The following is a 25,431-nucleotide window of genomic DNA, read 5'->3' as shown; positions in this document are numbered from 1 at the left end:
GTTAGTAATAAAGGTTCCTAAGGAACTTTTATGTGTATATAGTCGTACCCAGTTCGTATGTCAGCAACCGAGACGATCAGAGTGTTCCACCTGCCGTTCTCGTTCATGCTCCCCCAGCGCGTCGCCGCGGAGCGTGGCTACTTCGCCGACGAGGGGTTGGACGTCGACTTGATCGAGCGGGACCGCACCTGCGTGACGAACAAGTACATCCCGGCCGAGGAGACGCTGACCGGCGACAACGACGTCGACCTCTACCCCATCTGCAAGTGGGAGAGCCTGAAGCGGACGTGGGAGTTCGACGACGGACGCATCGTCGCCAAGGGGACCTTCGCGGACCAGCCGTACGCGGTGTTCGTCCGCCCCGATTCGGGGATCGAGGAGCCCTCCGATCTGGCGAACGTTCCCGTCGGCGTCAACCGACGCACGGGACAGGAGTACACGGCCATTCGGGCGCTCGAAGAGCACATGAATGAGGACGAGGTCGTCATCGAGGGGCACGGGATGCCGACCGACCGCCTGCGCGCGCTCCGCGACGGCGAGGTCGAGGCCGTCACGCTTCTGGACCCGCACATCACCCTCGCCGAACACCTCGGCTTCGAGAAGGTGCTGGAGTTCGAGAACCACATGGGCGTCGTCGGCGCCGAAGCGCTGGAGGGCGAGACGCTCGACGCGTTCATGCGCGCGTACCGCCGCGCGGTCGAAGAAATCAACGCCGACCCCAACGCCTATCGTGACCAGTACCTCGATATGCTCTGGAAGGACGAGGAAGTCGCGCCGGACCTCTTCGAGTCGGTCGACGTCGACGCCGTCCGCGAGGCCATCAAGGTGCCCGAGTACGAGGTGCCCGAGCTCGCGGACCGCGAGGACCTCGACTACCACCTCGACTGGATGAAACGGCGGCAGTTGATCGACGACGACGCCGATATCGACGCCATCGTCTCGCCGCTGCGGTGAATGAATCGGGATCACGTCGACGCCCAGCAAGCGGCGTTCAACGCGCACCGCGGTGACCCCGGCGACCGACCGGTGATGCGCGCGCGGTTCGAACACAACGGCAGCCCCCGGTATCTTCTCTACGCGATCAAGCGGTTCGGCTTCGACCACCATCACGGCTTCCACCTCGACGTCGATCTCGTCACCGACGAACTGGAGAGCGGCATGGAGACCATCCGCCACCGGCTGGACGCGGGCGACACCGACCTCGTCGACACCGACTACCTCTCCGTCGCCCGGGAGCGCGCTGCGGGCGCGAACGTCGTCGCGGTCCACCCGTACGGGCGGACCGTGGGCGGCCTCGTCGCACCGGACGATACCGACATCGGGGGGCTCGCCGACCTGTCGGGTCACCGGATCGGGGTGACCCGGCGGCTGGACAAGAACTGGATCCTGACGCGGGCGGCCTGCCGCGAGTACCACGACTTCGACCCCGCGGAGACGGTGACGCTCGTCGAGGCCGACTCCCGGGACGACCTCACGCGGCTGATCCGTGACGGCGAGGTCGACGCCGGCTTCCAGTTCTGGCCGCTCGTGCCCGAACTCACGCGCACCGGCCCCTATGTCGAAGTGTTCCCGGTCGCCGATCTGGTCCAGCGACTCGCCGGAACCGACCGCAAGCTCCCCATCGCGGTCTTTCTCACCGGGGAGTCGTATCTCGACGACCACCCCGAGGCGGTTCGGGGCTTCGCCGCGGCCGCCCGGGACGGCGTCGACCGTCTCCTCGCGGACGACGACCTCTGGATCGAGGTCGGCGACCGCCTGATGCGAACCGACGACCCGGACGTGACGCGTTCGATCCGGGACGGCTGGCGCGACATGGTCGTCCGCGATTGGGACGCGGGGAGCGTAGACGGGATGTACCGGCTGTTCGACCACCTGAAATCCGTCGCCGGCGCGGACGCGCTCGGCGTCGACGGGATTCCCGAGGGCACCCTCCAGCCGAATCCGTGATTCGCTATTGAACGTTTCCAAGGAAATTTTATCACGGTCCAGTCGTACCCTGCGGGTATGCCGACCGACGAGAGTATCGCGGCGCCTGCCACCGCTCGCGGCGCCACCGAGTCGACCAGACGGACGACCACACCCGCCCGCGGGGACCGATGAGTCGGGACCACGTCGACGCCCAGCAGGCGGCCCTCGACGAGTACCACGACGACCCGGGCGACCTGCCGACCATGCGCGCCCGCTTCGAGCACAACGGGAGTCCGCGCTACCTGCTCTACACGATCAAGCGCTTCGGCTTCGACCACGACCACGGCTTCCACCTCGACGTCCAGCTCGTCTCCGACGCCCTCGAAGACGGTATCGAGACGGTGGAGGCTCAGCTGCAGGAGGGTCACGCCGACCTCATCGACATCGACTACATCTCCATCGCCCGCGAACGTGCCGAGGGGGCCGACATCGTCGCCTTCCACCCGTACGGGCGGACCGTCGGCGGCCTCGTCGCCCCCGAGGACTCCGACATCGAGGGGTTGGAGGACCTCTCGGGCAAGCGCATCGGGGTCGTCCGCCGCCTCGACAAGAACTGGATTCTGACGCGGGCGGCCTGCCGTGAGTTCCACGACTTCGACCCCGACGAGACGGCGACGCCCGTCGAGGCCGGCTCGAAGGTCGAACTCACCCGCATGATCGAGGAGGGGGAGGTCGACGCCGGCTTCCAGTTCTGGCAGATCATCCCCGAGATCACGGAGACGGGGCCGTTCGAGAACGTCATGCCCGTCTCGGAGTTGGTCCAGCGGCTCTCCGAGACGGACGACAAACTCCCCCTCGCCGCGTTCCTCACGAGCGGGGAGTATCTCGACGAGCAACGCGAGACGGTGCGGGCGTTCGCCGACGCCTACCGCGACGCGGTGGACAAACTCGTCGAGGACGACGAGATCTGGGAGGAGATCAGCGAGAAACTCATGAGCTACGACGATCCGGACGTGATGCGCGCGGTCCGTGACGGCTGGCGGGAGATGGTCGTCCGCGACTGGGACGACGAGCAGGTCGACGGCATGTACCGGCTGTTCGATCACCTGAAGTCCGTGGCCGGCGCCGAGGCCCTCGGCGTCGAGGAGATACCCGACGGCACCTTCGAGGTAGACCCATGACCGAAACCGTCACCTTCCAGTTGAACTGGGAACCGAACGGCTTCCAGGCGCCGTACTTCCTCGCGCGCGAAGAGGGATTCTACGCCGACGAGGGCCTCGACGTGGAGTTCGTCGAGGGCCACGGCTCCCCCTTCGCCGCCGAACAGACCGCCAAGGGGCGGAGCGACCTCGGCCTCTCGGGCGGGAGCGCGGTGCTCTCGGTCCGGAGTCAGGGGCTCGAACCCCTCGCCGTCGCCGCGGTCAGTCAGAAGACACCGGCGACCATCTACACGCTCCGGGACACCTTCGGCGAACCGTTCACCGAGCCCGAACAGCTTCGCGGCCGGCGGGTCGGCCCCTCGGCGACCAAGACCCGCATCCTCACCCTGCAGCTCCTGGAGGACCGCGGCATCCGTGACGACGTCGAGGTCGACGACGTGCAGAAACACACCCACCATCGCGTCGAACACCAGTTGCTCGACGGCGACATCGACGCCGCGGTCGGCGTCGTCACGAACGGAAAGGAGCTCGAACGCGAGTACGACCGCGTCGCCGACGAACTCCTGATCGGCAACTATCTGGACGTCTACGGGATGACGGTCGTCACCAACCCCGAGTTCGCCGCCGAGAACCCCGAGACGGTCCGCTCGTTCCTGCGGGCGACGGCTCGCGGCTGGGAGCTGGCGACGAACGACCCGGACCGCGCCGTCGACGCGCTCATCGCCCGCAACGCCCAGCTCGAACACAACCGCGAGGTCGAACACATGAAGTTCCTCGCCTCAGCGGAGGACCTCCAGTTCACGGAGTTCGTCCGCGAGGCGGGATGGGGGCACTTCGACGAACGGCGCTGGGAGAACTTGGGCGAGATGCTCGCCGAGACGGACCTCCTCGAATCCCCGGTCGACCCCGCCGAGGCGTGGACGAACGAGTACGTCGACGACAGCGATCCGACCATCGCGAACTACGCCGAGCGGATCGGGCGCTATAGTAGCGATTGAAAGTCAGTGCACGGCCGATCGCAGTTCGGCGTCCGACCGGCCGTGCAAACAGTTTCAATCGCTACTATAGTCGTCGGCGTCCAGCCGCCACAGCGCCCGGTAGACGGTCCAGACGTCGTGGTCGGTGCGGTCGGCGACCCGTCGCACCGCGTCGAGATATCGCCCGTAGTCGTCGGGGGCGAGTGCGTCGGGGTACGCACCGTCCAGTTCGCCCGCCGCCCGCAGGGCGTCCCACTCGCGCTCCCCGATTGCGACGTACGCGTCCGGGTGGGTAAACGTCAGTATCGCCGAGGCGACGGGGACGTCGACGCCGACCAACGCGGTCAGCGAGTCGAGTTTCTCGTCGAGCGAGTCGGCGGCCGCGGCGCCCTGGATGGCGTCGACCATCGCCTCGTAGTCGTTGTCGAGGAAGCGCTCCTCGGCCGCGCGCCGGTTGGCGTCGGGGAGGGACCGGCGGCGGTAGTACCACTGGACCGGCCACTCGGCGTCGCGGCGTCCGAACTCGCCCGAGGCGAACGCGCCCGGCACCGTCTCGACGTGTTCGCGCTCGACCAGGTCGAAGGGTTCGCGCGCCTCGTACTCGGCCGCGAGTTCGTCGATCCGGTCGCGGGTGAGGTCGATTGTGGTTTCGTTTCCGCCGTCAGGCCGCCCGCTGTAACCGGTCATAGCAACCCATTCGCCCGCCGAACTGTGAACGTTTCCCCGGCGCCGTATTTGCCCCAATCGGCACTTTAAGGCCCGGATGCCGGTGTTTCGCACGCTACCGGATGACAACATTGATGGTTCACCGTCCTGATTTTTACATATAATGTCATCCGAATCCAGCGGTGAATCTGACGGGCCGACGAAAACGATCTGTCCGTACTGCGGGGTCGGGTGCGGCATCCAGATCACGCAGGACGACGACGGGGAAGTCAACTTTCGTCCGTGGGGCGACGCGCCGGTCAACGAGGGGAGCATCTGCATCAAGGGTGGCGCGGCCACGCAGTCGGTCAACCACGAGGACCGGTTGACCGACCCGCTGATCCGCGACGACGACGGCGAACTCCGTGAGGCGTCGTGGGACGAGGCGTACGACCTGATCGTCGAGAACATGGAGCGCATCCGTGAAGAGCACAGTGCCCAGGGCATGGGCTTTTACGGCTGTTCGAAGGCCATGAACGAGGAGAACTACCTCATCCAGAAGCTCGCGCGACGCTACGGCACCAACAGCGTCGACACCTGCACGCGGATGTGTCACTCCTCGACGGTGTACGCGCTCAAAAACAGCCTCGGCGAGGGTGCGATGACCAACAGCATGGAGGACCTGGAGGAGGCGGCCGACGTCTTCTGGATTCAGGGCGCCAACCCCGGGGAACAGCACCCCATCGCCAACAGCCAGTACTTCCGCCAGGCCGTCTTGGAGGGAGCGACCGTCATCCAGGTCGATCCCCACGCCAACAAGACGACGCAGTCGTTCGAAATCACCGAGACCGACCGCCACATGCATCTCCAGCTGGAGCCGGGGACCGACATCCCACTCCTGAACGTCGTGATCAAGACGGTGCTGGAGAACGACTGGGTCGACGAGGAGTTCGTCGCGGAGCGCACCGAAGGATTCGACCACCTCGAGGAGACCCTCGAGGACTTCGACAAGGAAGCCGCCGCCGAGGAGGCCGGCGTCCCGCTCGAGGACATCGAACTCGCCGCCGAGAAGTACGCCAAGGCGAACAACGCCGCCATCTTCACCGGCATGGGGATGTCCCAGCACACCTGCGGCGTGGACAACGTCCAAAACGAGATCAACCTCGCGCTGATCACGGGCAACCTCGGCCGCCCCGGCACGGGCGTCAACCCGCTTCGCGGCCAGAACAACGTACAGGGCGCCTCCGACGTGGGCGCGATGCCGAACGTCCTCCCCGGCTACCGCGACGTCTCCGACCCCGAAGTCCGCGCGGACGTCGAGGAGGTCTGGGACTTCGAGATTCCGTCCGAACCCGGCCTGACGAACGTCGAGATGTCCCACGAAATCGGCGAGACGATCCACGGTCTCTACATCATGGGCGAGAACCCCGTGATGAGCGAACCCGACACCAATCAGGTCGAGAAGCGACTCGAGGAACTCGACTTCATGGTGGTGCAGGACATCTACCAGACCGAGACGGCGGAGTACGCCGACGTGATCCTCCCCGCCACCTCGTGGGCGGAACGCGACGGTACCGTCGTCAACACCGACCGCCGCACCCAGCGGATGCGCGGCGTCGACAAGGTCCACCCGAACACGAAAGACGACCTCGAAATCCTCTGTGACGTGGGCAACCGCCTGTTCGGTGACGGCTCCTTCGACTTCGAGGGTCCCGAGGAAGTGTTCGAGGAACTCCGACAGGTCGCGCCCATCTTCCACGGCATGACCTACGACGTCCTCGGCGAGGAGGGCGTCCACTGGCCCTGCTACGAACCCGGCGACGAGGGTGACCCCTTCCTCTACGAGGACGGCTTCACCACCGAGAGCGGGCGCGGACAGATCGAAGGCGTCCGCCACCAGCCGCCCAAGGAGACACCCGACGAGGAGTACCCGCTCATCCTCACGACGGGTCGGATCATCGAACACTACAACACGGGGACGATGAGCCGCCGGTCCGCGACGCTCACCCGCGTCGAACCGGAGAACTTCGTCGACGTCCACCCGAACGACGCCGAGGCGTACGGCATCGAGGACGGCGATTACGTGACGCTCAAATCCCGCCGTGGCGAAATCGAGGTCGAGGCGCGCGTCACCGACGATATCAAAGAGGGGACGGTGTGGACGACGCCGCACTTCGCCGAGTCCGCGGGCAACCGTCTCACCAACGACGTACTCGACGAACGCGCGAAGATTCCGGAGTACAAGGCCGCTGCCGCCGAAATCGAGGTCTCGGTCGAGGCGGACGCAGGCGACGCGGACGCCCCCGCCGACGACTGATACGGATTAGTGTAACTGGTTACCGGTGGTTCGCCGGACCGTCCCGGCGAACACTGGTAATGACTTACACTAAACCGTATGACGACGGCGGGCGTTACCGGTCGTTCAGGTCCTCGATCAGGCGAACGTCACAATCGAGACACGTCGCCATCAACACCCGCTCGGATTCGGTACAACAGGTCTCGACGGTTTCCGTCTCTTCGGCGTCGAGTGCCCCGCCACAGAGCGGACAGTAGTCGAGGTGTTTCCGTAGGTCACGCAGCGTCGCGACCCGTTCGTCCGGGTCGAGCGACGTCCACGCGTCGTCGCCCCGGTCCGCAAGCACCGCGGCCGCCGCGGCGTCCGCTAGGAGCGCCGACGGCGAGAGCCACTGCCTGAGGCCGCTGTCGACGACGTAGGCCGCTTCGCCGACGTTCGATACCTCGTCGACGCCGAGCAGCGTCGCCACGTCCGCCTCGCTCGCGCCCGTGGCCCGCATCGATTCGATCCGGTCGTCCCACGCCGCCGCGAAGGAGTCGACGAGGCGGCCCCCCTCGGGGGTCGCCCGGACGGCGACTCCCTCGATCGGCTGGAGTGTCTCGCGGAGTTCGACGTCCTTCCCGAACAGTTCGAGCAGCCACGGCGGAAAGTAGCGTACCGTGAGCGTCGGCGTGCCGGGCACGAGATAGCCACGGAAGTAGACGGCGCCCAGACCACCGACGAGGACGACCACGCCGCCCAGCGGCGTGAGCGCGACGGTGGCGACGGCGGCGAGCACGAGCGTGAGACAGACGTTCACGACGGTACACGGGAGACAGCGGTTCTCGCCCGTATACTCCGGACGCCGGAGTCGGTCTCCGACGGCGGTGAGTGCGTTACGCATCGCTACTCCGTTGGGAGTACATCTCGAAAAAAGCTGTGAGCCGGGGGCGTTACTCGTCGCTGTCGCGCTTGCGCAGGGCGCCGTACGTCGCGGCACCGAGGGCGGTCACGGCCGCGCCGACGCCGAAGCCGGGGCCGCCGCCGTTGGTTTCGCCGCCGCCGTCGCCGCCGTCGCCGCCGTCGCCGCCGTCGTCCGTGGGTTCGTCGCTGTCCATGTCGCTCTCGGTCGTCGGTTCCGGCGTCGCCGTCGCGCCACCGTCGCCGCCCATGTCGCCGCCACTGACGGAGATGTCGCCGCCCTCGCCCATGTGCTCCTCACAGAGGTACGCCGTCATGTCGGCCGTCGCCTCGACGGTCGTCGAGACGCTCTGTTCGGTCGCCGGGCTCTCGGGGTCGTCGTCGTCCGGGAAGACGTAGTCGCTCCGGTAGGGTGACCCACTCTCCGTCCGCAGAGCGAGGTTGTGCCGTGCCGGCAGGCCTTCCATCTCGGGGAAGTAGCTGAAGGTGGCGTTGATCGTGTACTCGTTTCCGGCTTCCATCTCCAGTGTCGGGTTGGTCGTCCCAGAGATGCCGGAGGGTGAGCGCCCGACGAACCCGTCTTCTGTCAGTTCGAGTTCGAACGTTTGCGCCTGTGCCGTCGCCGAGCCCGCGGCGACTGCCAGTCCAGTCGTCGCCGCTGCCGTTCCGATCAGGAATTTTCTTCGCGTCGCCATATCCGTTCCCTGTATCCCGCATTAAATAAAATTAGGGGATACCACGACTGAGAACGACACTCACAATAGCCAACGCGTCGCTATCGGGTCGCGAAAAATGAAGAAGTCGGTTGGACGCGGTGCGATTACTCGCTCAGGCCGAAGACGGCGACGGTGGAGCCACGGCGACCGCCGTGGAGCCAGCCGGAGCCGCCGACCTGGACCGCGACGTACTGCTTGCCCTCGCCGGGGTCGTACCAGCTGGAGAGCGACGAGCAGATCGGTGCACCGAGCTGGAACTGCCAGAGCCGGTCACCGGTCTCGCCGTCGTAGGCGACGATGTTGCCGGTCTGGAGGCCGGTGAAGGTGATCCCGCTCGCGGTCGTGATCGAACCGCCCCAGAGGTAGTCGCTGGTGGTGTCCGAGGAGATCCAGTCACGCCAGACGCGCTCACCGGAGACCGGATCGACGGCGACGATGGCGCTGAGGTTGCCGTTCCAGCCCTGCGGCTCGGTGACGTCCGGCCAGTCGTTCAGGCCGCCGCCCCAGTAGGTCTGGCCGGCCTCGTAGGTCGCTTCTTCCCAGAAGATCTCGTGCGGCGAGTTGTTCTGGTTGAAGTAGACCAGGCCCGTCTCGGGGTTGTAGGACGGGGGCTGCCAGTCGTTGCCACCGTGCGCACCGGGGACGAAGGCGACCCGACGGTCCTCGTCGACGTGCGGGACCATCTTCCACATGTTGATGTGCTGGGTCGTCTCTTGGGAGCGCTCGAGCAGACGGCCGTTGTTGGCGTCCATCGTGTACGCCCAGGCGGTCTTGCCGGGGCTGATCACGACGTCCCGCGTCTCGTCGCCCATGTCCATGTCGTTGACACGGATCTTGGTCGCGGAGGAGTCGTAGTCCCAGACGTCGTGGGGCGACTCGCCGTAGTGCCACTGGATGGAGCCGTCGTCGGCGCTGAGAGTCAGCGTCCCGATGGTGTAGCGGTTCGGACCCGGACGGACCGTACCGTCGAAGTCCGGACCGGGGTTGCCGACCGGGGCGTGGATCATGCCGCTCTCGGGGTCGAGCGTCGGCGTCATCCACACGGTACCGGCACCGTGTTCGTGGGAGTCTCCTGCCCACTCCTCGGCGGGCGTGGTGTTCGTGCGCCAGATCTCGGAGCCGTCCTCGGGGTTGAGGGCGGCGACGAAGCCGCTGACGCCGTACTCGCCACCGGCGGAGCCGGTGATGACCTTGCCCTCGTGGACGATGGGCGCCCACGTCGCGGAGTAACCGATCTCGTGGTCGCCGGTCGAGGTGTACCACTCCTCTTCGCCGGTGTAGCGGTTGAGCGCCACGACACCAGAGTCGAGCGTGGTCATGTAGACCTTGTCGCCGTGAACGGCGAAGCCACGGTTGTTCGCGTCACAGCAGAGAAGCAGTCCCTGCGGGTTCGCGTACGTGTAGCTCCAGAGGGTCTCACCGGTGCGGGCGTTGATCGCCTTCGCGTGGTTCGGCCCGTTCGTCTGGTACATGACCGGCGGGTCGCCGGGCACGACGATCGGGACGCCTTCCATGCTGGAGGCGACGCCGCTCTGCACCAGATACTCGAGTTCGAGGTCCTCGACGTTGTCCTTCGTGATGACGTCGGCGGAGGTGTGCCGCTGCTGCTGATAGCCGCCACCGTACATCAGCCAAGAGGTCGGGTCCTCCTTCGCGGAGGCCTCCCGCATCTCCTGGGTGACGTCCATCTCCGGAATCTGGTCGATGTCGAACTGCTGAGTGACCGATTCGTCGGGGAGGTTGGTCAGCGTATAGCCGTCCTCGACCTCCACCATCTCGATCTTCTGTGCCGCCTCTACCGCCGCGTCGTGTTGGTGAATGCTAGCCATGCGTTACGCACCTCCCGTGCGTGGGGCGCGCATTTCGTCCGTGATGCGCATCACGTCGTTCGTCAGGTCTTCCTGTCCGACGATCATCATCGCCGCGCCGGCGGACAGCGCAGCCGTGAGCTGCGCGTCGCTGAGTTCCTGCGAACCCGCGAGGTCTTCGGCCGCGTTCGCGAGCAGGTGCAGGCCGGCGTACATCTGCTTGAGGTCGCCGTAGTTGTTGTCGAGGATGGTGTCCGTGAGGAGTACCTCGTTCTGCCAGAGGTACGTGTCGAGGTAGTCCGTCCACAGCAGCACACCGGCCGACGCTCGCTGGTGGAGCGGGGCGATGTTTGCGGGATCGAACCCTTCGACGCCGGCCGGGATGTTCTTCGTCGGCACCCACATGGCCAGGCGTTCCTTGTTGTTGACGACGTTGACGACCGTCGACGTCAGCTCTTCCTCGCTGTACCCGAGTTCGGCGAGCGCGGACGCGAGCGCCGCCGTGTTGATGAACTCGCGTGCCGTCGCCCCGATATGCTCGGGCGTGAACTCCGGCAGGTGTTCCTCGACGCTCTCGAAGAAGCCGACTTCGACGAGATGCTCGTGGATCGCCCAGCCGGGTTCGGCGAGCGCCTGATACTCCGTGCTGTTCTCGGCCGGAACGCCCATCGCCCGCAGTTCGGGGAGGCGTTCGATCTGGCCTTCGAGGGAGGCGAGCTCGCTACCGAGCAGACCCGCGTCGAGCGTGCCGACGAGGTCCGAGCGGATCGATTCGCCCATCGCGGCGAGTTCCCCCGCCGTCTCCCCTTCTACTTCGCCCCTGAGATCGCTCAGGGTGAACTCGCTGCCTGCTGCCACTGCGCCGGTGAGCCCGACGACCTTGAGGAACTGTCGACGATCCTCTTGGCCGATCTCGGGCATTCCGTCGTTTACATATTGCGACATGCCATACCACTCCAACAATAGCGTAGGAATTGTCTATATTTAACTTTGTGATATATTTCACAATTGAAGGGGTAAATTAAAGAAGATTATATAAGGATTTATCAGAAGACCGCCGTAGGCGCGAGGATGGGGGCGTCTAACCGCCGTTGTCGAATTTGTTCGGGTTATCGGACAGTCAGCTGACCGATCATACCTGACGCGGCGTGGGGGACACAGACGTAGGTGTACTGACCGGTCGTCTCGAAAGTGTGTCGGTAGGTGGTGCCGGCCTCGTTGAGCGAGAGGTGGTTGATGTCGTCGCCGGAGATGTCGTAGCTCGCGAACGGTTCGGCGCCCTCGGGGAGCGACACGTCCGAGTGTGCGTCCGGATGCCCCGACACGTTGTGGCCGCCGGACTCGAAGACGAACTCGACCGTATCGCCCTGCGAAATCGCCGTATTCGCCGGTTCGAACTGGAGGCTGCCGCCCGGCCCCACTGCAATCGTGGCGTCCGCTTCCTCCGTCGGCGTCGACGTCGGCGTCGACGTCGGTTCGGGCGTGTCGGTCGCCGTGGCCGTCTCCGTTGCCGTCGGTTCACTACCGCCATCGTCGCCGTCCCCGCCACCGTTCCCCCCGGAACATCCCGCGAGTCCGGCGAGGGCGACGCCGCTGAACGTGGCTGCGAACTTCCGGCGCGACAGGAACTCCTTCGGCTGCTTTGAGACCATCGCCACGAACTTTGGTTTTGATCTCTTAAAGCTGGTGAATTTGCGTCAGGGACTCCCACGCATACGCCCACACATGTCCGATATTCAACTTCATCGTCCCGCTCCGCCCGCAGTTTATATATCGTGCGGTGCCAAGGGGGAAACGTGCGAGTTCGAGAGTTTCCCATCCTCGGCGACGAGGACGCGCAGACGGTCGAGGCGTTCGCCACGGGTCTCGACCGCGAGGCGGCGCGGGTCCTCGCCTATCTCGTCGGCCGCGAGGAGTCCGACCGCTTCTCCGGCGAGGCGGCGTCGCGTCTCGCCGTCCGCGTCGGCGTCGATCTGGGACGTGGCCGCGTCTCCGACGTACTGGGAACGCTCACGGACCTCGGTCTCGTCGTCGAGACCACCGTCGACAGCGAGGCTCCCGGTCGGCCGCCGAAGGGCTGGCGGGCCGACGCCGGTCACGACCGGACCCTCGCCCGCGTTCGAACCCTCCACGCCGATGCGTTGCTCGATCAGGCGGCCACGGTCGCCTCGACGCTCGACGACGACTTCGAGTCGTCGGCCCGGCCCCGACCCACAGGCGATACGACGGCCCCGCCTCCTGCCGACCGCGACGCCGGCCACGTCGCGGTCGGCCTGAACTGGGAGCCAAACGGTCTCCACGCGCCACTCTTCGCCGGTGCGTACGCCGATCACGGCGTCGACGTGACCCTCACCGGTCGTCGCGGCTCCCGTGCCGCCCTCTCGTCCGTCGCCGACGGCGACGTCGACGTGGGGCTCACCGGCGCCGCGACGTATCTCCGCGCGTGCACGAACGGGGACGTCGTCCCGCTGGCGCTGTACTACCAGCGCGCGATGGTCACACTCTACACGACCCGTTCCGCCTTCGGCGGGCCGCTCCGGAGCGTCGAGGACGTCCGCGGGCGACGCGTCGCGATGCCCGCCGGCTCCGAAACCGGCGCGCTCGGGCGCCTCTTTCTCGCGCAGGCCGGCGTCGTCGACGACGTGACCGTCGTCCGCGCGGACGGCGAGGAGCGCGAGGCGTTGCTCGACGGCGACGCCGACGTGGCGACCGGCGTCTTCACCGACCCGCTGGAACTGGAGGCCACCGGCCACGACGTGGATTCGGTGTTGCTCGCCGACCACTTCCCCGTGCCCGGCCCCGCGTTCGTCGTTCGCCCCGAGACGCTCCGGGAGCGTCCCGACGCGCTTCGGGGCTTCCTCGAAGGCGCGATGGCCGGCTGGACCGCGGCGCGGGCCGATCCCGCCGCGGCGGTCGCCACCCTCCCGGACGACGCCGCCGACGCCGCGGACGAGCGCCGCAAACTCGACGGGGCGTTCGAGCGCTTCGCGGGCGGGGACGCCGTCGAGAAGAACGGGTGGGGGTGGCACTCGCCGGAGACGTGGGAACGGCTCCGCGTCGCCCTCGAACAGGCCGCGGCCCTCGGGAGCCCATGATCGACGTTCGGAACCTCTCGGTCTCTTACGGTGACCTTCGCGCCCTCGACGACGTCTCCGTCGACATCGCCGACGGCGAGTTCGTCACCGTCGTCGGCCCCTCCGGCTGTGGGAAGACCACGCTCCTGCGCACCATCGGCGGGCTGGAGTCGCCGACGACCGGCCGCGTACGCGTCGACGGCGACCCGCCCGAAGTCGCCCAGTCCGACGCCCGCATCGGCTTCGTCTTCCAGGATCACACCCTCCTGCCCTGGAAGACGGCACTGGAGAACGTCACCTTCCTCCGCCGGATGGCGGGGAAAGAGCCCGACTCGGAGGGTGCCCGCGACCTGCTGGCGACGACCGGTCTCGACGGCTTCGAGGACGCCCGCCCCGCCGAACTCTCCGGCGGCATGAAACAGCGCGTCGCCATCGCCCGCGCCATCCACCTCGGCGCCGACGTGTTGCTCATGGACGAACCGTTCGGCGAACTCGACGAGATCACTCGCGACGAGATGGGCGTCGAGATCCTCCGCCTCTGGCGCGAGAACCGCAAGACCGTCGTGTTCGTCACCCACAGCGTCCCCGAGGCCGTCTTCCTCGGCGACCGCTGTCTCGTCGTCTCCGGCGCCCCCGCCGTCGACGGTCCCACCTCGCCCGCGTCGGGCACTGGTGCGCCGGGTCGGATCGTCGCCGAGTTCGACATCGACCTCCCGCGGCCCCGTGACGAGTCGGTGTTCGGGTCGGAGGCGTTCGGCCGCGCGGTCGCCGAGGTCCGCGGCGCGCTCCACGACGACGCATGAGGCGGGGAGTCGGTCCGGGTCGTCGGCCGACCACTGAATCGCCGCGACGACCGGGCGGGGCCGGCACGCGACCCCCATGAGCGTCGCGGAACGGGTCCCCGCCCCCGGCATCGTCCTCCCCGTCTCGGCGCTCGTCGTCGCCGTCGCCGGCTGGTGGGCGCTCACCGTCGCCCTCGCCATCCCGCCCTTTCTCCTGCCCTCGCCTACGGCCGTCGCCGCCCGCCTCGCCGGCAATCCCGACCTCTATCTGACGAACGCCGTCACGACGCTCCGCAAGATACTGCTCGGCGGCGCCGTCGGCATCGGGGCCGGCTTCGCCATCGCCCTCGTCGTCTGGGCGGTGCCCGTCCTCGAACGGGCGATATACCCCTACCTCGTCGCCGCCCGCGTCCTCCCCAAAATCGCCGTCGCGCCGATCTTCCTCATCTACTTCGGCGTCGGCTTCGAGACGGCCATCCTCTTTGTCGCCCTGATCGTCTTCTTCCCCGTCGTCGTCGGCACGGCCGCAGGGCTGGATCGCACCCCCGAGTCCCACCTCGACTTGCTCCGCTCCGTCGACGCCGACCCCGTTCGGATCTTCCTCGCCGTCCGCCTCCCCCACGCCCTCCCGGACGTGTTCGCGGGCGTGAAACAGTCCGTCACGCTCGCCGTCGTCGGCGCCGTCGTCGCCGAGTGGATCCTCTCGAACGACGGCCTCGGCTCGCTGATCCTCGTCGCCTCCGAGAACGTGCAGGTGGACGTGATGCTTGCCGCCCTCGCCGTCTTGCTCTGCATGGGCCTCGTGCTCTACGGCGGCGTGATCCTGTGCTACCGGGCGGTGGCGTGGCAGTAGCTATAGCAGCGATTGAAAGTCAGTACACAGCCGATCACAGTACTGCGTACGGTCGGCTGTGCAAACAGTTTCAATCGCTACTATACCAGTCCAGTCGCCGCTGTACCGCCGCGGGCACGAGATAGAAGCCGAGCCCGAGGGCGGTGAGGACGAACAGCGCCGCGAACGTGGTGGCCGTCCGGAGATACTCCGCGGAGTCGAACAGCTGGTAGCCGAGCCCGGACTGGAGGGTGAGAAATTCCGCGACGACAGTGCCGACGACGGCGAGGGCCGCCGCGAGTTTGATCCCTGCGAAGACGCTCGGCGCCGCGGCGGGCACGCGCACACGAAGGAAGACGCGGGCCGGCGGCGCCCGAACCGAGCGCGCGAGGTCGGTGTACTCCTCCGGCACGCTCCGGAGGCCGTCGAGCGACGCGATAGCGACGGGGAAGACGGTCATCGTCGTCACGAGCGTCGCCCGCGCGAGGACGCCGTCGCCGATCCAGAGGAAGACGAGCGGCGCGATGGCGATCAGAGGGGCGATGCGGAGCGCGATCAGGTAGGGGTGGGCGACGGCGGCGGCGGTCCGGGAGCCGACCATCGCGAAGGCGAGGGCGAGGCCGACGACGACGCCGCCGACCAGCCCGATGCCGGCGGTCAGCGCCGTCGTCGCCGCGGCGGCGAGCAGGGTGCCCCGCGCCGCGAGGCCCGCCGCGGCCACGTCGCCGGGGCCGGGCAGGATGACCGGTGGGACGCCCGTCGCCGTCACGAACCACTGCCAGCAGGCGACGACGACGGCGGCGACGGCGACCGGCGGCCACACCCGACCGACGACCGACCGGACGGTCCCGCGGCTCACCGCGGGCATCTCGACGGTCGGGGGGTGCCGGTCGGTCGTCGCCATCAGATCACGTCGGTGTACGACCCCACGAACCGGGAGTCGGTGTCGAGATACTCGTTGGTCCAGACCGACGCGGGGTCGACCTCACCGCCGAGGGCGTCGGCGCCCGCGAGGGCGTCGTGGACGACCTGCCACGGCTCGCTCTCGCTCCAGCCCCAGCCGTGGTCGGCCACCGCGTCGCCGGTCATGAACCCGTCAGCCATTCGCTCCCACTTTTGCTGCTGTTGGTCGCGAGACTCCTCCAGGACGCCGTTCGCGTCGACGAGGAGGTCCGTCGCCTCGCCAGGGCGCTGGTGGGCCCACGCCGCCCCGCGGGCGGTGCCACGGAGGAACGCGCGCACGGCTTCCGAGTTGTCCCCCGCCCACTCGCGGTTCGTGGCGATTACGTGCCCGTAGGACGGAATCGAATCGCCCACCGCGAGGCTGTCGACGGTGTACCCCTGTGCCTCGGCGCTGATCGCGTCGCCGAAGACGCCGCCCGCGGCGTCGATTTCGCCCGAGAGGAGCTGCTGGACGGTGTCGTAGCCCGTATCGACCATCTCCACGTCCTCGCGGACGCCGGCGTCTTCGAGCAGGAGGCTGGTGAGCATCCGGACCATCCCCGGACCGGTACCGACCGTCTTGCCCGCTAGCTGGTCGGGGCTCGTCAGTTCGCCGCCGAAGGCCTCTCGGGTGGAGAACACCACTGCCGGGCTCTTCTGCATCACGACGCCCACCGACAGCGGCGAGAGGTCGCGGCTGTTGACGTTCAACACCTGATCGCTACTGGTGACCGCGAAGTCGACGTTGCCGAGGCCGGTCTGCTTCGCGGAGAACGTCGACCCCTCGCCCGTCCGAATCTCCCCGAGCGTCAGCCCCTCCTCCTCGTAGAAGCCGTTCGCCTTCGCGGCGAAGTAGGGGACGTGCAGGCCGCTCGGTTTCCAGTTGAGCAGGAGCGAGGACTCCCCCGGAATCGGCGTCCCCGTCGTCGTCCCCGTCGGCGACGCCGTGCCGCCCTCGTCCCCGCTTCCCCCGGCGCCTGCCCCGTCCGTCCCGCCGAGACAGCCGGCCAGTCCACTCGCGGCCACGCCCGTGGCCGCGAGAAACGCTCGCCGCGAAGTTCCGCTCATGCGCGGCAATCAGGATACGATCAGTATAAAAATTCCGGTGAATCGTTTATTAACTAACTCCTAGTTCGTCCTCGGGCGGCGACCACTCGAACTCCAACTCCAGTTCCAGTTGGCGGTGGGTCTCCCCGACGAATTCGACTTCCACCTCGATGGGTTCGTCGAATTCGAAGGGAATCTTCCACTCGTCGGTGGAGATGGTGAGTCGCGGTTCGGACTCGATCTGGTCGGCGAGGTCGCGGAGGAAGGCGGCGGTCGATTCGCGGGAGAGTCGCACTTCCCGCTCGAAATACCCCTCGGTGACGGTCCGTGGCCCGTCGTTCGCGTCCGGCAGGTCGGCCATGGGGTAGCTATAGAGGAGAGAGGTAAAATAGTGTGCGTCCCAAGGGACGGTAACGAATGTCCCTGTTCGACGTGCTCGGGAGCAAGGCGCGGTTGAAGATCATCCGCGAACTGTCGACCGAGCCCCGGTACGTCTCCGAACTCGCCGACCGCGTCGGCATGGACGGCAAGACGGCGGTCCACCACCTCTCGACGCTGGAGGAGGCGGGCATCGTCGAGAGCTACCGCACCAGCCAGCGGAAGTACTACCGCCTGACCAAGCGGATCGAACTTCGAGCCTCGCCCGGTCCCGACCCGATGTTCCTCCTCCACGCCGACGAAGTCGACGAGTCCGAGCGCACCCGATAGTTGGCTCCTCGACACGTCTCGGGCCGTATGTATAATAATTCAATGCACGTTACTACTCGCGTACTAACATACATGTAGGACCACCCCTTTCGACGGTCCATGACACGCAAGCGGATGGTTGTCGGTATCGTGTTGTTACTGTCGCTACTCGTCGCTTCTCCCGCGGCCTCCACGGTCGCGGACGACCTCGGTGCGAGCGGGCCGGTCGACCTCGTGAATGCACAGGAGGAAGGCGAGGAAGCCGGCGAAGCGGGCGAAGAGGAGGAAGGCGGCATCGAGGGCGCCATCGAGGGCTTCATCGAAGCGCAGGGGACCGTCGGCGCGGTGATCGTCCTCCTCGGCGGCATCCTGTTGCTGACCGCCTGTACGGAGAAACTGATCAGCTACCTCGCCCGCGCGTCGATCAACATGAAGATGTCCCTGTTCGCGCTCGCGATCATCTTCACGGGGTTCGAGTTCGACGACACCATCCTCGCGCTGGTCCTGTCGGGTGGGGGACTGGAGCAAGCGGCGCTCGGGACGGCGCTCGGGACGGGGCTGGCGATCATCGGCGTGACCCTCGCGCTCGCCGCCATCGTCCGGCCGTTCCCGGTCGACCTCCCGAACGACTACATCGCCATCTTCGGCCTCGCACCGCTCATCCTCGTCCCGTTCGTCCTGATGGGGACGCTGACGGCCATCCACGGCGTCATCCTGACGGCCTTTTTCGTCTTCGCGTTCGGCTACTTCATCGTCCGCGAGCGCCAGCGCGATATTCCGGTGTTCCGCAACACGGAACTCGGGAAACAGCTCCGCCCTGACGGCGGGACTGCGACGCGGTCGGACGCGCTCGAGGAGATTCCCGAGGAGCGCGTGTTGGGTGACCTCGCGAACTCCGGTTTCGTCTGGATCGGCCTCTCCATCCTCGCGCTCGCGGGTATCGTCTTCGCGGCGATGCTGCTGGAGGGTGGCTCCGAGGTCGTCATCGAAGGGTTCGGCATCTCCGAGACGGTCTTCGGGGCGACCTTCCTCACGCTCCTCCTGACGTTCGAGGACATCATGCTCACCATCGAACCGGTCCGCCGGGGCTTCCCGGAGATCGGCGTCGGCAACGTCATCGGGAGCGTCCTCTTCTCGGTGACCGGCAACATCGGCGTCATCATGTTCCTCAGCGAGGTGAACATCTCCTCGACCGTGCTCACGTTCCACCTCCCGGCCATGATCGTCGTGACCGCGCTCGCGGCCTATTTCTTCTACCAGGGCGAGATGAAGCGCTGGCACGGCTACCTGCTCGGCGGCCTCTACGTCGCCTACTGGGTCATCGCGCTCGTTATGTTCAGTGGGGTGCCGATCGGCGAGTGAGCTACACGACGTAGTTCGCCACCCAGTACGCCGCGTACGCACCGAGCAGGAGGAATCCGGTCGGCCGTCCCACCTTCCCGCGGTAGAACGCGACGGCGACGACGAGCATCGTCCCGAGGAAGAAGGGCCAGTGGACGGTCACGACCGTTCCCGACGTGTTCAGCGGGTGGACCATCGCGATCAGGCCCGCGTTCGCGCTGACGAAAAAGAGCATGCTCCCGACGACGTTGCCGACGCCGATGTGGGGGCGCCCCCGACGCACGGGTTCGACGGTCAGGAACAGTTCCTCCAGCGACGCGATGAAGCTCATGACCGTCGCGCCGAAGGCCAGCCCGGTCACGCCGAGAATCGTGAGGATCTCTTTTGCCCCCTCGACGGCGAGTTCCGAGCCGACCGTCATGCCGAGCGCGGCGAGGACGGCGATACCGAGGAAGGCCGGCCCCTCGTATCGCTCGGGGACGCGCTCCTCGACGAAGTCGTCGACGTCGAGGTCGAGGTCGAAGTCGAACCACTCGTCGTCCGCCTCGCCGTCCGCCTCCGCTTCCTCCTCCCGCTCTTCCTCCATGATCTCGACCTCCTCGGCCGACAGGTAGCGGGTGTCCGTGTAGCGTTCGAGCGTGTAGATGATCGCGAGGTAGGGGACGAACGTCGCGGTGAGGACGACCCCGTCGAACTGCGAGAGCGTGCCGTCGAGCGCGAGGCCGAAAAAGAGGAAGGGGGCGAGCAACATCAGGCCGAGGTAGTTCCGCGGTACGTCCGTCTCGAAGGGGACGAGGACGCCGGCGAGGCCGACAGCGGCGCCGAGGATGAAGAGGGCCTCGCCGAAGACGGTGCCGAGAGCCAGGTCGGGCAACTGGTCGTACGCCGCCGCGATGCCGAGGATGACGTTCTCCAGGTCGGTGCCCGCGAGGACGACGGTCAGGAAAAAGCCCGAGACGCCGAGCGCGAGGGCGCCCTCCGCCACCGCCTCGATGAACGTCTCGACGCTCACGACCACGATGACGACGCCGACCAGAAACAGCACGACCGAAACCAGCTCTCCCGACAGTCCGAGTACCATACGAGTTGCAGGGAGAAACGGAGGGTTCGACATAAACCCCCACGACACGTTTCGACGGCGCTACAGGTTCGAAGCGTGGTCCCCGCCGTCGACGGGGATGGCCGCGCCGTTGACGTAGCTCGCCCGTTCGGAGCAGAGGAAGGCAACCACGTCGCCGAACTCCTCCGGCTGGCCGATTCGTTCGGCCGGGTTGCCGGCGCTCCACTCCGCCACGCCCGTCTCGTAGTCGGGGTAGTCGCCGCGCTCGACGCCCTGTTCGACGAGTTCCTCGATGCGCGGCGTCTCGTGGGTGCCCGGCAACACCGTGTTCGCGCGCACGTCGGGGGCGAGTTCCCGTGAGAGCGTCTTCTCCAGGCCGACGACGCTCATCCGCACCGAGTTCGAGAGCACGAGGCCGTCGATGGCCTCCTTGACGCTCCCGGAGGTGACGTTGACGATGGTGCCGCCGCCCTCCTGCAGGTGTGGCGCCGCCTCGCGCACGAGGCGAACGACGCTCATCACCAACAGGTCGTAGGCCTCGTACCAGTCCTCGTCGGTGGTGTCGAGGAAGGGGCCGCTCGGGGGACCACCGGCGCTCGTCACGAGGTGGTCGAGACCGCCGAACTCCTCGACGGTTCGCTCGACCAGTCGAGTCACGTCGTCGGGGTCGGTCAGGTCGCCCCGTACGGCCACCACGTCACCCGTCGCCACCTCGCGGATGTCCGCGAGGGCGTCGTCGAGGCGGTCCGGGTCCCGGCCGTTGATCACGACGTTTGCGCCTTCGGCGGCGAGGGCCGCCGCGGACGCCTTCCCGAGACCGCTGCTGGAAGCCGACACCAGTGCCGCGTTGCCGTCGAGTCCGAGGTCCATGCCCCGACCTGTCACCCCGTTCCCCAAAGAGTCACCGGAGGCGGAAATCCGCTCGTGCCGGCCGGAGTACCACGCCCGACGCGCTCGGGTCGGCACGCCGGCATCGGTCGTGACCGACTCCCAAACGATAAAGTCAGTTCGACTCGGCAGGGTGGACATGAACGGGCACACCGTCCCCGGGGCGGCCCGAGCCGTCAGCCCCGCCGGCGCCCGGTGGGACGCATGAGCCTCATCGCCGTCGTCGAGCTCGCACACCCCGACCTCGCCCTGACGCCGACCATCGAGTCGACCGATGCAGACGTGCAGGTGGTCTCTCACACCGCGACCGATCCGGAGACGGGGATGTTCTTCTTTCTCGTCGAAACCGACTCGTTTCCGGCGTTCGAGGCCGCCCTCGAACGCGACCACACCGTCGCGGAGTCGTTGCTCGTCGCCGAGGCGTCGACGACGCGCATCTACCGGCTCCGACACACGGAGGGGACGAAGCTCATCTCGCCGACGACGACGGAAATCGGCGGGCTCATGCTCGAAGCCGAGAGTACGACCCGCGGCTGGTCCGTGCGGATGCAACTCCCCGACCGCGAGACGCTCGGCACACTCTGGGAGCACTGCGACCGTGAGGACATCGAGTTCGAACTCGGCCACATCTACTCGCTCGATCAGTTCTCCGTCGACGACCGCATCGGCCTCACCGACGCCCAGCGCGACGCCCTCGTGACCGCCTACGAGGCCGGGTACTTCGAGGAACCCCGCGGTACCTCGCTCCAGGCGCTCGCCGAGGACCTCGGCATCTCCCCGACTGCCGTCGGCGGCCGCATCCGCAGGGGAACCTCCCGGCTCATCGAGCGGACGCTGATCGACGAGTCTTGACATCCTCCTCCGCCTGAAGGCGGAGGAATCCCGAGCGGTGGGAGTTTCAGGTCTGCAACCATGGACGCCGCCACTTTACGGGAGTCCGCATCTAACCCAGTCATCGTGGTCGGTGGCTGTCTAGCCGTGCCAAGCGGCTGTTACTCCTATCCTCGGCGTCGTCGGCGTTCGTGGTTGTTTTTGCCCGGCGAACGCCGAGTCGGCGTCACGAGACTTGGAGGTATCGTGGGCGTGCTGAAACAGGCGACACACGACCGTACTCTTCTGGAATACGGCGTTCACCGCCTGTCTTTTGGATACTGCCTCGTTACGAGGGCGGGCAGGCCGCCTCCGAAGGTCGTTCGGAATCCGCTCCGTTCCGACCTGACCGTACCATCGCATAGCGGTTCTTGACGCTTGAAAGTACGGAGTGGAAACTCAACTATGCAATTCGTCGAGGGAATGTGGCACTGAGTGACGGCGCGTATCCACGGCCTGAAGGTCGTGGTATTGCGCCTGTTCAGCGTATAAACGCCACAGGTGAGACACCCGTGGAACCAATCCGCTTCCTTCCAACCGTCACCCATGTGTGCCGCTACCACGCCTCGGGGTGAGACCCACCACGTCTATCACGACGGCGACGGCCGGCTGAGCGACACTCTCCGGGACGCCGTCGCCGACCTCACCGACACCGCGCCGGCCGACCTCCCGCCGCTCGAAACGCGCATCAACGTCGACGCCCTCGACGCCCTCTGGAACACCGAGGCCCCCGACCGGTCCGCCGCCGGCTGTCTCACGTTCACCTACGGCGGATACGTCGTCGTCGTCCGCAGCACCGGCGCCGTGTTACTCCGCGAGGCGACGGCCGCCGAGTGATCGATCTGTTATCTATGCGTCCGTAATACGCTCCGCCGACACGTCGGCCGCTTCCATTACTTCGAAAATAATTATCCCGGGAAAAACTGGGCGTTGGTGATGTCTATTCGTCGCTTCCGACTGGCCGTATCGAACGTTCTCGGCGATAGTTCCACAAAATTGACAATCAAATGATTCTGGTAAGACGGCTAGCCGTCTAGCCGCTCGCGCCGCCACGCCTCGGTGTCGGCCGTCTGGTTGAAGGTGTAGATGTGGATGCCGCGGATGCCGTAGTCGGGATCGTCGACGTACGGCGCGAGGCCGTCGACGAGAGCGTCGGGGGTGTACTTCCCGCGCGAGCCGACGAGTTGGCGCACGAACCCGACGATGCCGCTGGTCTTCCGCAGGAAGTTGATCGAGTCGCCGACGCCGACCTTCTGGGAGATGGAGAGCAGGCGCTGATACTTCATCACGCCCGGAATCCCCACTTCGATGGGGAGGTCGACCCCGCGGTCGCGGATCGTCTCGATCCACTCGAGGACGGCCTCGGGATCGTAACAGAGTTGGGTCGTGATGTACGTCGCGTACGGCGCCTTCCGCTCCATCGCCTCGGCGAGCGTGCGGTCGTCGAGGAAGTCGTGGCCCTCGGGGTAGCCGGTGATGCCCACCTCGTCGAACTCGTGACCCAGGTCGTCGAGCGCGACGAGGAGGTCGTACGCGGACTCGAACTCGCCGACTGGGTCCTCACGGTCGCCACCGGGGACGAAAATGTCGGTGACACCCGCCTCGGTGAGTCGGGTCGCGATTTCGTCGAGATGCTCCCTGTCGCGGACGTACCGGGCCGCGACGTGGGGGATCGGGGTGTAGCCGCGCGCGGCCGACTTCTCGCTCCACTCGACGGTTGCGTCGAGCCCGAGCTGTGGCGACGCCGTAATGGCGATTTCGGCACCCTCGGGTAGCTGTTCCATCTGCCCTTCGAAGCTGTCGAACGGCATCAGCTCGAAGCGTGGTTCCGCGAGCAGACTCGGTGCGCCGTCGGTGGATTTCGATTTCGAGAGTGACATGAGGGGGGTGACGGTTGTCCTACGGACTGGCGGCGGATAACGCTTCCCGGAGTTACTCCTCGCTCTCCTTCCGGGCGTTCAGCTTCGCCTGCTCGCGAGCGCTCGGATTCACCGACTCCTTGAAGGGCACCTCGGCTACCGTCGCGAACGCCGGTTCGCCGTCACCCTCCGCGTACTCCTCGGGGAGGTGGACCTCGAACTCGAGATCGAGGTCGTGCTCGTAGATTTCGTCGTTGAGCAGGGCGTCCGTCTCGGCCTCCAGCTTCTCGGCGGGCACGAATCCGAGACCGATGTTCGTCTCCAGCTCCGGGTTCCACCACGGCGAGGTCATGTAGCCACACTCCTTGCCCGTCTCGGGATCGGAGATGATCCAGAAGTCGGGCGCGTAGTCGCGGATCGGCTCGCCCGCGATCTTCAGGCCCACGAGTTTGAGGTTGAACGGATACTCGCCGTTCTCGATCAGTTCCTTCTGGCGCTCCAGTTCATCCTTGCCGATGTAGTCGCCCTCCTTGTCGTCGGGCACCTGGTAGCCGAGGTTGACCTGGAACGGCGAGGTTTCGTGGTCCATGTCCTGGCCCCACGAGAGGATGCCGGCCGCGATGCGACGGTGGTGACCGGGGGCGATCTGTCGGCCGCCGTGGGCCTTGACCTCCTCCATCACCGGGTCCCAGACGCGTTCGGCGTTCTCGCTCGCGTCCTTGACGTAGACTTCGAAGCCCTTCTCGCCGGAGAAGCCGGTCTGACTCACCAACACGTCACAGCCGTTGATCTGCGTGTCCATGAGGCCGTAGTACGGGATTTCGGACACTTCCTCGCCGACGACTTCGACCATCACGTCCTCCGAGAGCGGCCCCTGAATCTGCATCGGGGCCACGTCGATTTCGTCGACCTCCACGTCGAAGTCCATGCCGACGTTGACGCCCTGGATCCACTGCATCAGCGTCGAGTCCGAGATGGAGAACCAGAACTCGTCTTCCGCGACGCGCAGGAGGACCGGGTCGTTGAGGATGCCGCCGTCCTCGTTACAGAGGATGACGTACTTGCCTTTCATCGTCTCGATGCTCGTCGCGTCACGCGTGATCAGATAGTCCGTAAGCGCCTCCGCGTCCGGGCCTTTCACGCGAATCTGGCGCTCCACGGCCACGTCCCACAGCGTCACGCTCTCGGTCAGCGCTTCGTACTCCTTCATCGCACCGCCGTCCTCGGGTTCGACGAGGCCGCGCGGGTGGTAGACGCGGTTGTAGACGGTGCAGCGCCACGCGCCTTCCTCGTTGAACGACTTGTCGAAGAACGGTGACTTTCGGACACGCGTCGAGACGAGCATCTCGATGCCCGGATCGCCGGTCTGGCGCAGGTTCCGCGGCAGTACGCGATCCGACTGATCGACCTCCGGGTGGTTCGGATGTGCGTCGAGCGTCTGGGATTCGTTGTTCGTCATCGATCACGACAACGGTCCCCCTCTGCATAAGGGTGAACCACAGCTATCTCGGACGTATAAAGGGGCGCCGGCGACGGTGCCGGATGCCGACCGGCAGCTCTTAACACGTATATCGCTGTTAAGAGCGTGACCGACCCGACACCCTCCGGTATATAAATGGGTGTCGTCGCTGAGGTGTGA

25 protein-coding genes are annotated in these 25,431 nt (G+C 66.6%); 12 read left to right on the top strand and 13 right to left on the bottom strand.

Annotated elements, in window-relative coordinates:
• The first annotated feature begins 57 nt into the window (after positions 1 to 57).
• The 4 genes from DU484_RS17400 to DU484_RS17385 all read left to right on the top strand — a co-directional run bounded on the left by DU484_RS17400 (position 58) and on the right by DU484_RS17385 (position 4,066).
• Positions 58 to 954, top strand: coding sequence for an ABC transporter substrate-binding protein (locus tag DU484_RS17400; RefSeq protein ID WP_114584173.1), 897 nt, complete (start codon positions 58 to 60; stop codon positions 952 to 954).
• The gene (locus tag DU484_RS17395; protein WP_114584172.1) at positions 955 to 1,947 is read left to right on the top strand and encodes an ABC transporter substrate-binding protein; all 993 of its coding nucleotides are present in this window, start codon (positions 955 to 957) and stop codon (positions 1,945 to 1,947) included.
• A 149-nt stretch (positions 1,948 to 2,096) separates the two neighbouring features.
• Complete coding sequence (locus DU484_RS17390; protein ID WP_114606567.1) at positions 2,097 to 3,089, top strand: ABC transporter substrate-binding protein; 993 nt, start codon at positions 2,097 to 2,099, stop codon at positions 3,087 to 3,089.
• Complete coding sequence (locus tag DU484_RS17385; RefSeq protein ID WP_114584170.1) at positions 3,086 to 4,066, top strand: ABC transporter substrate-binding protein; 981 nt, start codon at positions 3,086 to 3,088, stop codon at positions 4,064 to 4,066. The genes DU484_RS17390 and DU484_RS17385 overlap by 4 nt, the downstream gene beginning before the upstream one ends.
• Before the next feature lie 54 nt (positions 4,067 to 4,120).
• On the opposite strand, the gene DU484_RS17380 is transcribed toward DU484_RS17385, so the two are convergent.
• Complete coding sequence (locus DU484_RS17380; protein ID WP_245957266.1) at positions 4,121 to 4,732, bottom strand: hypothetical protein; 612 nt, start codon at positions 4,730 to 4,732, stop codon at positions 4,121 to 4,123.
• 142 nt (positions 4,733 to 4,874) lie between these two features.
• On the opposite strand from DU484_RS17380, the gene fdhF reads away from it, so the two are divergent.
• Entirely contained in the window at positions 4,875 to 7,007 is a 2,133-nt protein-coding gene (fdhF, locus tag DU484_RS17375; protein WP_114606566.1) for a formate dehydrogenase subunit alpha, read from the top strand.
• A 94-nt stretch (positions 7,008 to 7,101) separates the two neighbouring features.
• Here fdhF and DU484_RS17370 read toward each other — a convergent pair whose 3' ends face one another.
• The 5 genes from DU484_RS17370 to DU484_RS17350 all read right to left on the bottom strand — a co-directional run bounded on the left by DU484_RS17370 (position 7,102) and on the right by DU484_RS17350 (position 12,062).
• Positions 7,102 to 7,869 (bottom strand): hypothetical protein, encoded by a 768-nt coding sequence (locus DU484_RS17370; RefSeq protein ID WP_114606565.1) that lies wholly within the window; start codon positions 7,867 to 7,869, stop codon positions 7,102 to 7,104.
• Positions 7,870 to 7,918: 49 nt separating this feature from the next.
• A complete protein-coding gene (locus DU484_RS17365) occupies positions 7,919 to 8,581 on the bottom strand; it encodes a PGF-CTERM sorting domain-containing protein (RefSeq protein WP_114606564.1) in 663 nt (220 codons plus the stop codon).
• A 125-nt stretch (positions 8,582 to 8,706) separates the two neighbouring features.
• Positions 8,707 to 10,431 carry a pyrroloquinoline quinone-dependent dehydrogenase gene (locus DU484_RS17360; RefSeq protein ID WP_114606563.1) on the bottom strand — a complete coding sequence of 575 codons (1,725 nt, stop codon included), beginning with the start codon at positions 10,429 to 10,431 and terminating at the stop codon, positions 8,707 to 8,709.
• 3 nt (positions 10,432 to 10,434) lie between these two features.
• Entirely contained in the window at positions 10,435 to 11,331 is an 897-nt protein-coding gene (locus DU484_RS17355) for a hypothetical protein (RefSeq protein WP_222844867.1), read from the bottom strand.
• A gap of 188 nt (positions 11,332 to 11,519) precedes the next feature.
• Positions 11,520 to 12,062, bottom strand: coding sequence for a plastocyanin/azurin family copper-binding protein (locus DU484_RS17350; protein WP_114606562.1), 543 nt, complete (start codon positions 12,060 to 12,062; stop codon positions 11,520 to 11,522).
• A gap of 144 nt (positions 12,063 to 12,206) precedes the next feature.
• On the opposite strand from DU484_RS17350, the gene DU484_RS17345 reads away from it, so the two are divergent.
• The 3 genes from DU484_RS17345 to DU484_RS17335 all read left to right on the top strand — a co-directional run bounded on the left by DU484_RS17345 (position 12,207) and on the right by DU484_RS17335 (position 15,119).
• Positions 12,207 to 13,505: an ABC transporter substrate-binding protein gene (locus tag DU484_RS17345; RefSeq protein ID WP_114606561.1), complete on the top strand. Its 1,299-nt coding sequence runs from the start codon at positions 12,207 to 12,209 to the stop codon at positions 13,503 to 13,505.
• Positions 13,502 to 14,287: an ABC transporter ATP-binding protein gene (locus DU484_RS17340; RefSeq protein WP_114606560.1), complete on the top strand. Its 786-nt coding sequence runs from the start codon at positions 13,502 to 13,504 to the stop codon at positions 14,285 to 14,287. The genes DU484_RS17345 and DU484_RS17340 overlap by 4 nt, the downstream gene beginning before the upstream one ends.
• Positions 14,288 to 14,363: 76 nt before the next feature.
• Entirely contained in the window at positions 14,364 to 15,119 is a 756-nt protein-coding gene (locus tag DU484_RS17335) for an ABC transporter permease (RefSeq protein WP_114584161.1), read from the top strand.
• 70 nt (positions 15,120 to 15,189) lie between these two features.
• Here DU484_RS17335 and DU484_RS17330 read toward each other — a convergent pair whose 3' ends face one another.
• The 3 genes from DU484_RS17330 to DU484_RS17320 are packed head-to-tail and all read right to left on the bottom strand — an operon-like array spanning position 15,190 to position 17,448.
• Complete coding sequence (locus tag DU484_RS17330) at positions 15,190 to 16,002, bottom strand: ABC transporter permease (RefSeq protein WP_114606559.1); 813 nt, start codon at positions 16,000 to 16,002, stop codon at positions 15,190 to 15,192.
• Positions 16,002 to 17,108 carry an ABC transporter substrate-binding protein gene (locus DU484_RS17325; protein ID WP_114606558.1) on the bottom strand — a complete coding sequence of 369 codons (1,107 nt, stop codon included), beginning with the start codon at positions 17,106 to 17,108 and terminating at the stop codon, positions 16,002 to 16,004. Before DU484_RS17325 ends, DU484_RS17330 begins: the two co-directional genes overlap by 1 nt.
• A 49-nt stretch (positions 17,109 to 17,157) precedes the next feature.
• Complete coding sequence (locus DU484_RS17320) at positions 17,158 to 17,448, bottom strand: amphi-Trp domain-containing protein (protein WP_114584158.1); 291 nt, start codon at positions 17,446 to 17,448, stop codon at positions 17,158 to 17,160.
• A gap of 56 nt (positions 17,449 to 17,504) precedes the next feature.
• Here DU484_RS17320 and DU484_RS17315 point away from each other — a divergent pair, with 56 nt between their 5' ends.
• Positions 17,505 to 17,795 carry an ArsR/SmtB family transcription factor gene (locus DU484_RS17315; RefSeq protein ID WP_114584157.1) on the top strand — a complete coding sequence of 97 codons (291 nt, stop codon included), beginning with the start codon at positions 17,505 to 17,507 and terminating at the stop codon, positions 17,793 to 17,795.
• 99 nt (positions 17,796 to 17,894) lie between these two features.
• Positions 17,895 to 19,136: a sodium:calcium antiporter gene (locus DU484_RS17310; RefSeq protein WP_187347724.1), complete on the top strand. Its 1,242-nt coding sequence runs from the start codon at positions 17,895 to 17,897 to the stop codon at positions 19,134 to 19,136.
• A gap of 1 nt (position 19,137) precedes the next feature.
• On the opposite strand, the gene DU484_RS17305 is transcribed toward DU484_RS17310, so the two are convergent.
• Both DU484_RS17305 and DU484_RS17300 read right to left on the bottom strand, forming a co-directional pair.
• Entirely contained in the window at positions 19,138 to 20,196 is a 1,059-nt protein-coding gene (locus tag DU484_RS17305; RefSeq protein ID WP_114606557.1) for a sodium:calcium antiporter, read from the bottom strand.
• 60 nt (positions 20,197 to 20,256) lie between these two features.
• Positions 20,257 to 21,045 carry an SDR family oxidoreductase gene (locus tag DU484_RS17300; protein WP_114606556.1) on the bottom strand — a complete coding sequence of 263 codons (789 nt, stop codon included), beginning with the start codon at positions 21,043 to 21,045 and terminating at the stop codon, positions 20,257 to 20,259.
• A gap of 222 nt (positions 21,046 to 21,267) precedes the next feature.
• On the opposite strand from DU484_RS17300, the gene DU484_RS17295 reads away from it, so the two are divergent.
• On the top strand, positions 21,268 to 21,915 hold the full coding sequence (locus DU484_RS17295; RefSeq protein ID WP_114606555.1) for a helix-turn-helix domain-containing protein: 648 nt from the start codon (positions 21,268 to 21,270) through the stop codon (positions 21,913 to 21,915).
• A gap of 564 nt (positions 21,916 to 22,479) precedes the next feature.
• Positions 22,480 to 22,770: a HalOD1 output domain-containing protein gene (locus DU484_RS17290; protein WP_114584152.1), complete on the top strand. Its 291-nt coding sequence runs from the start codon at positions 22,480 to 22,482 to the stop codon at positions 22,768 to 22,770.
• A 188-nt stretch (positions 22,771 to 22,958) separates the two neighbouring features.
• On the opposite strand, the gene DU484_RS17285 is transcribed toward DU484_RS17290, so the two are convergent.
• Complete coding sequence (locus tag DU484_RS17285; protein ID WP_114584151.1) at positions 22,959 to 23,813, bottom strand: methylenetetrahydrofolate reductase; 855 nt, start codon at positions 23,811 to 23,813, stop codon at positions 22,959 to 22,961.
• A gap of 52 nt (positions 23,814 to 23,865) precedes the next feature.
• Complete coding sequence (locus DU484_RS17280; protein ID WP_114606554.1) at positions 23,866 to 25,251, bottom strand: aminomethyltransferase family protein; 1,386 nt, start codon at positions 25,249 to 25,251, stop codon at positions 23,866 to 23,868.
• Positions 25,252 to 25,431 lie beyond the last annotated feature (180 nt).

Origin of the sequence: Haloplanus rubicundus, from assembly GCF_003342675.1 — an archaeon.
GTDB lineage: Archaea > Halobacteriota > Halobacteria > Halobacteriales > Haloferacaceae > Haloplanus > Haloplanus rubicundus.
This window is presented reverse-complemented; position numbering and strand designations above follow the sequence as displayed.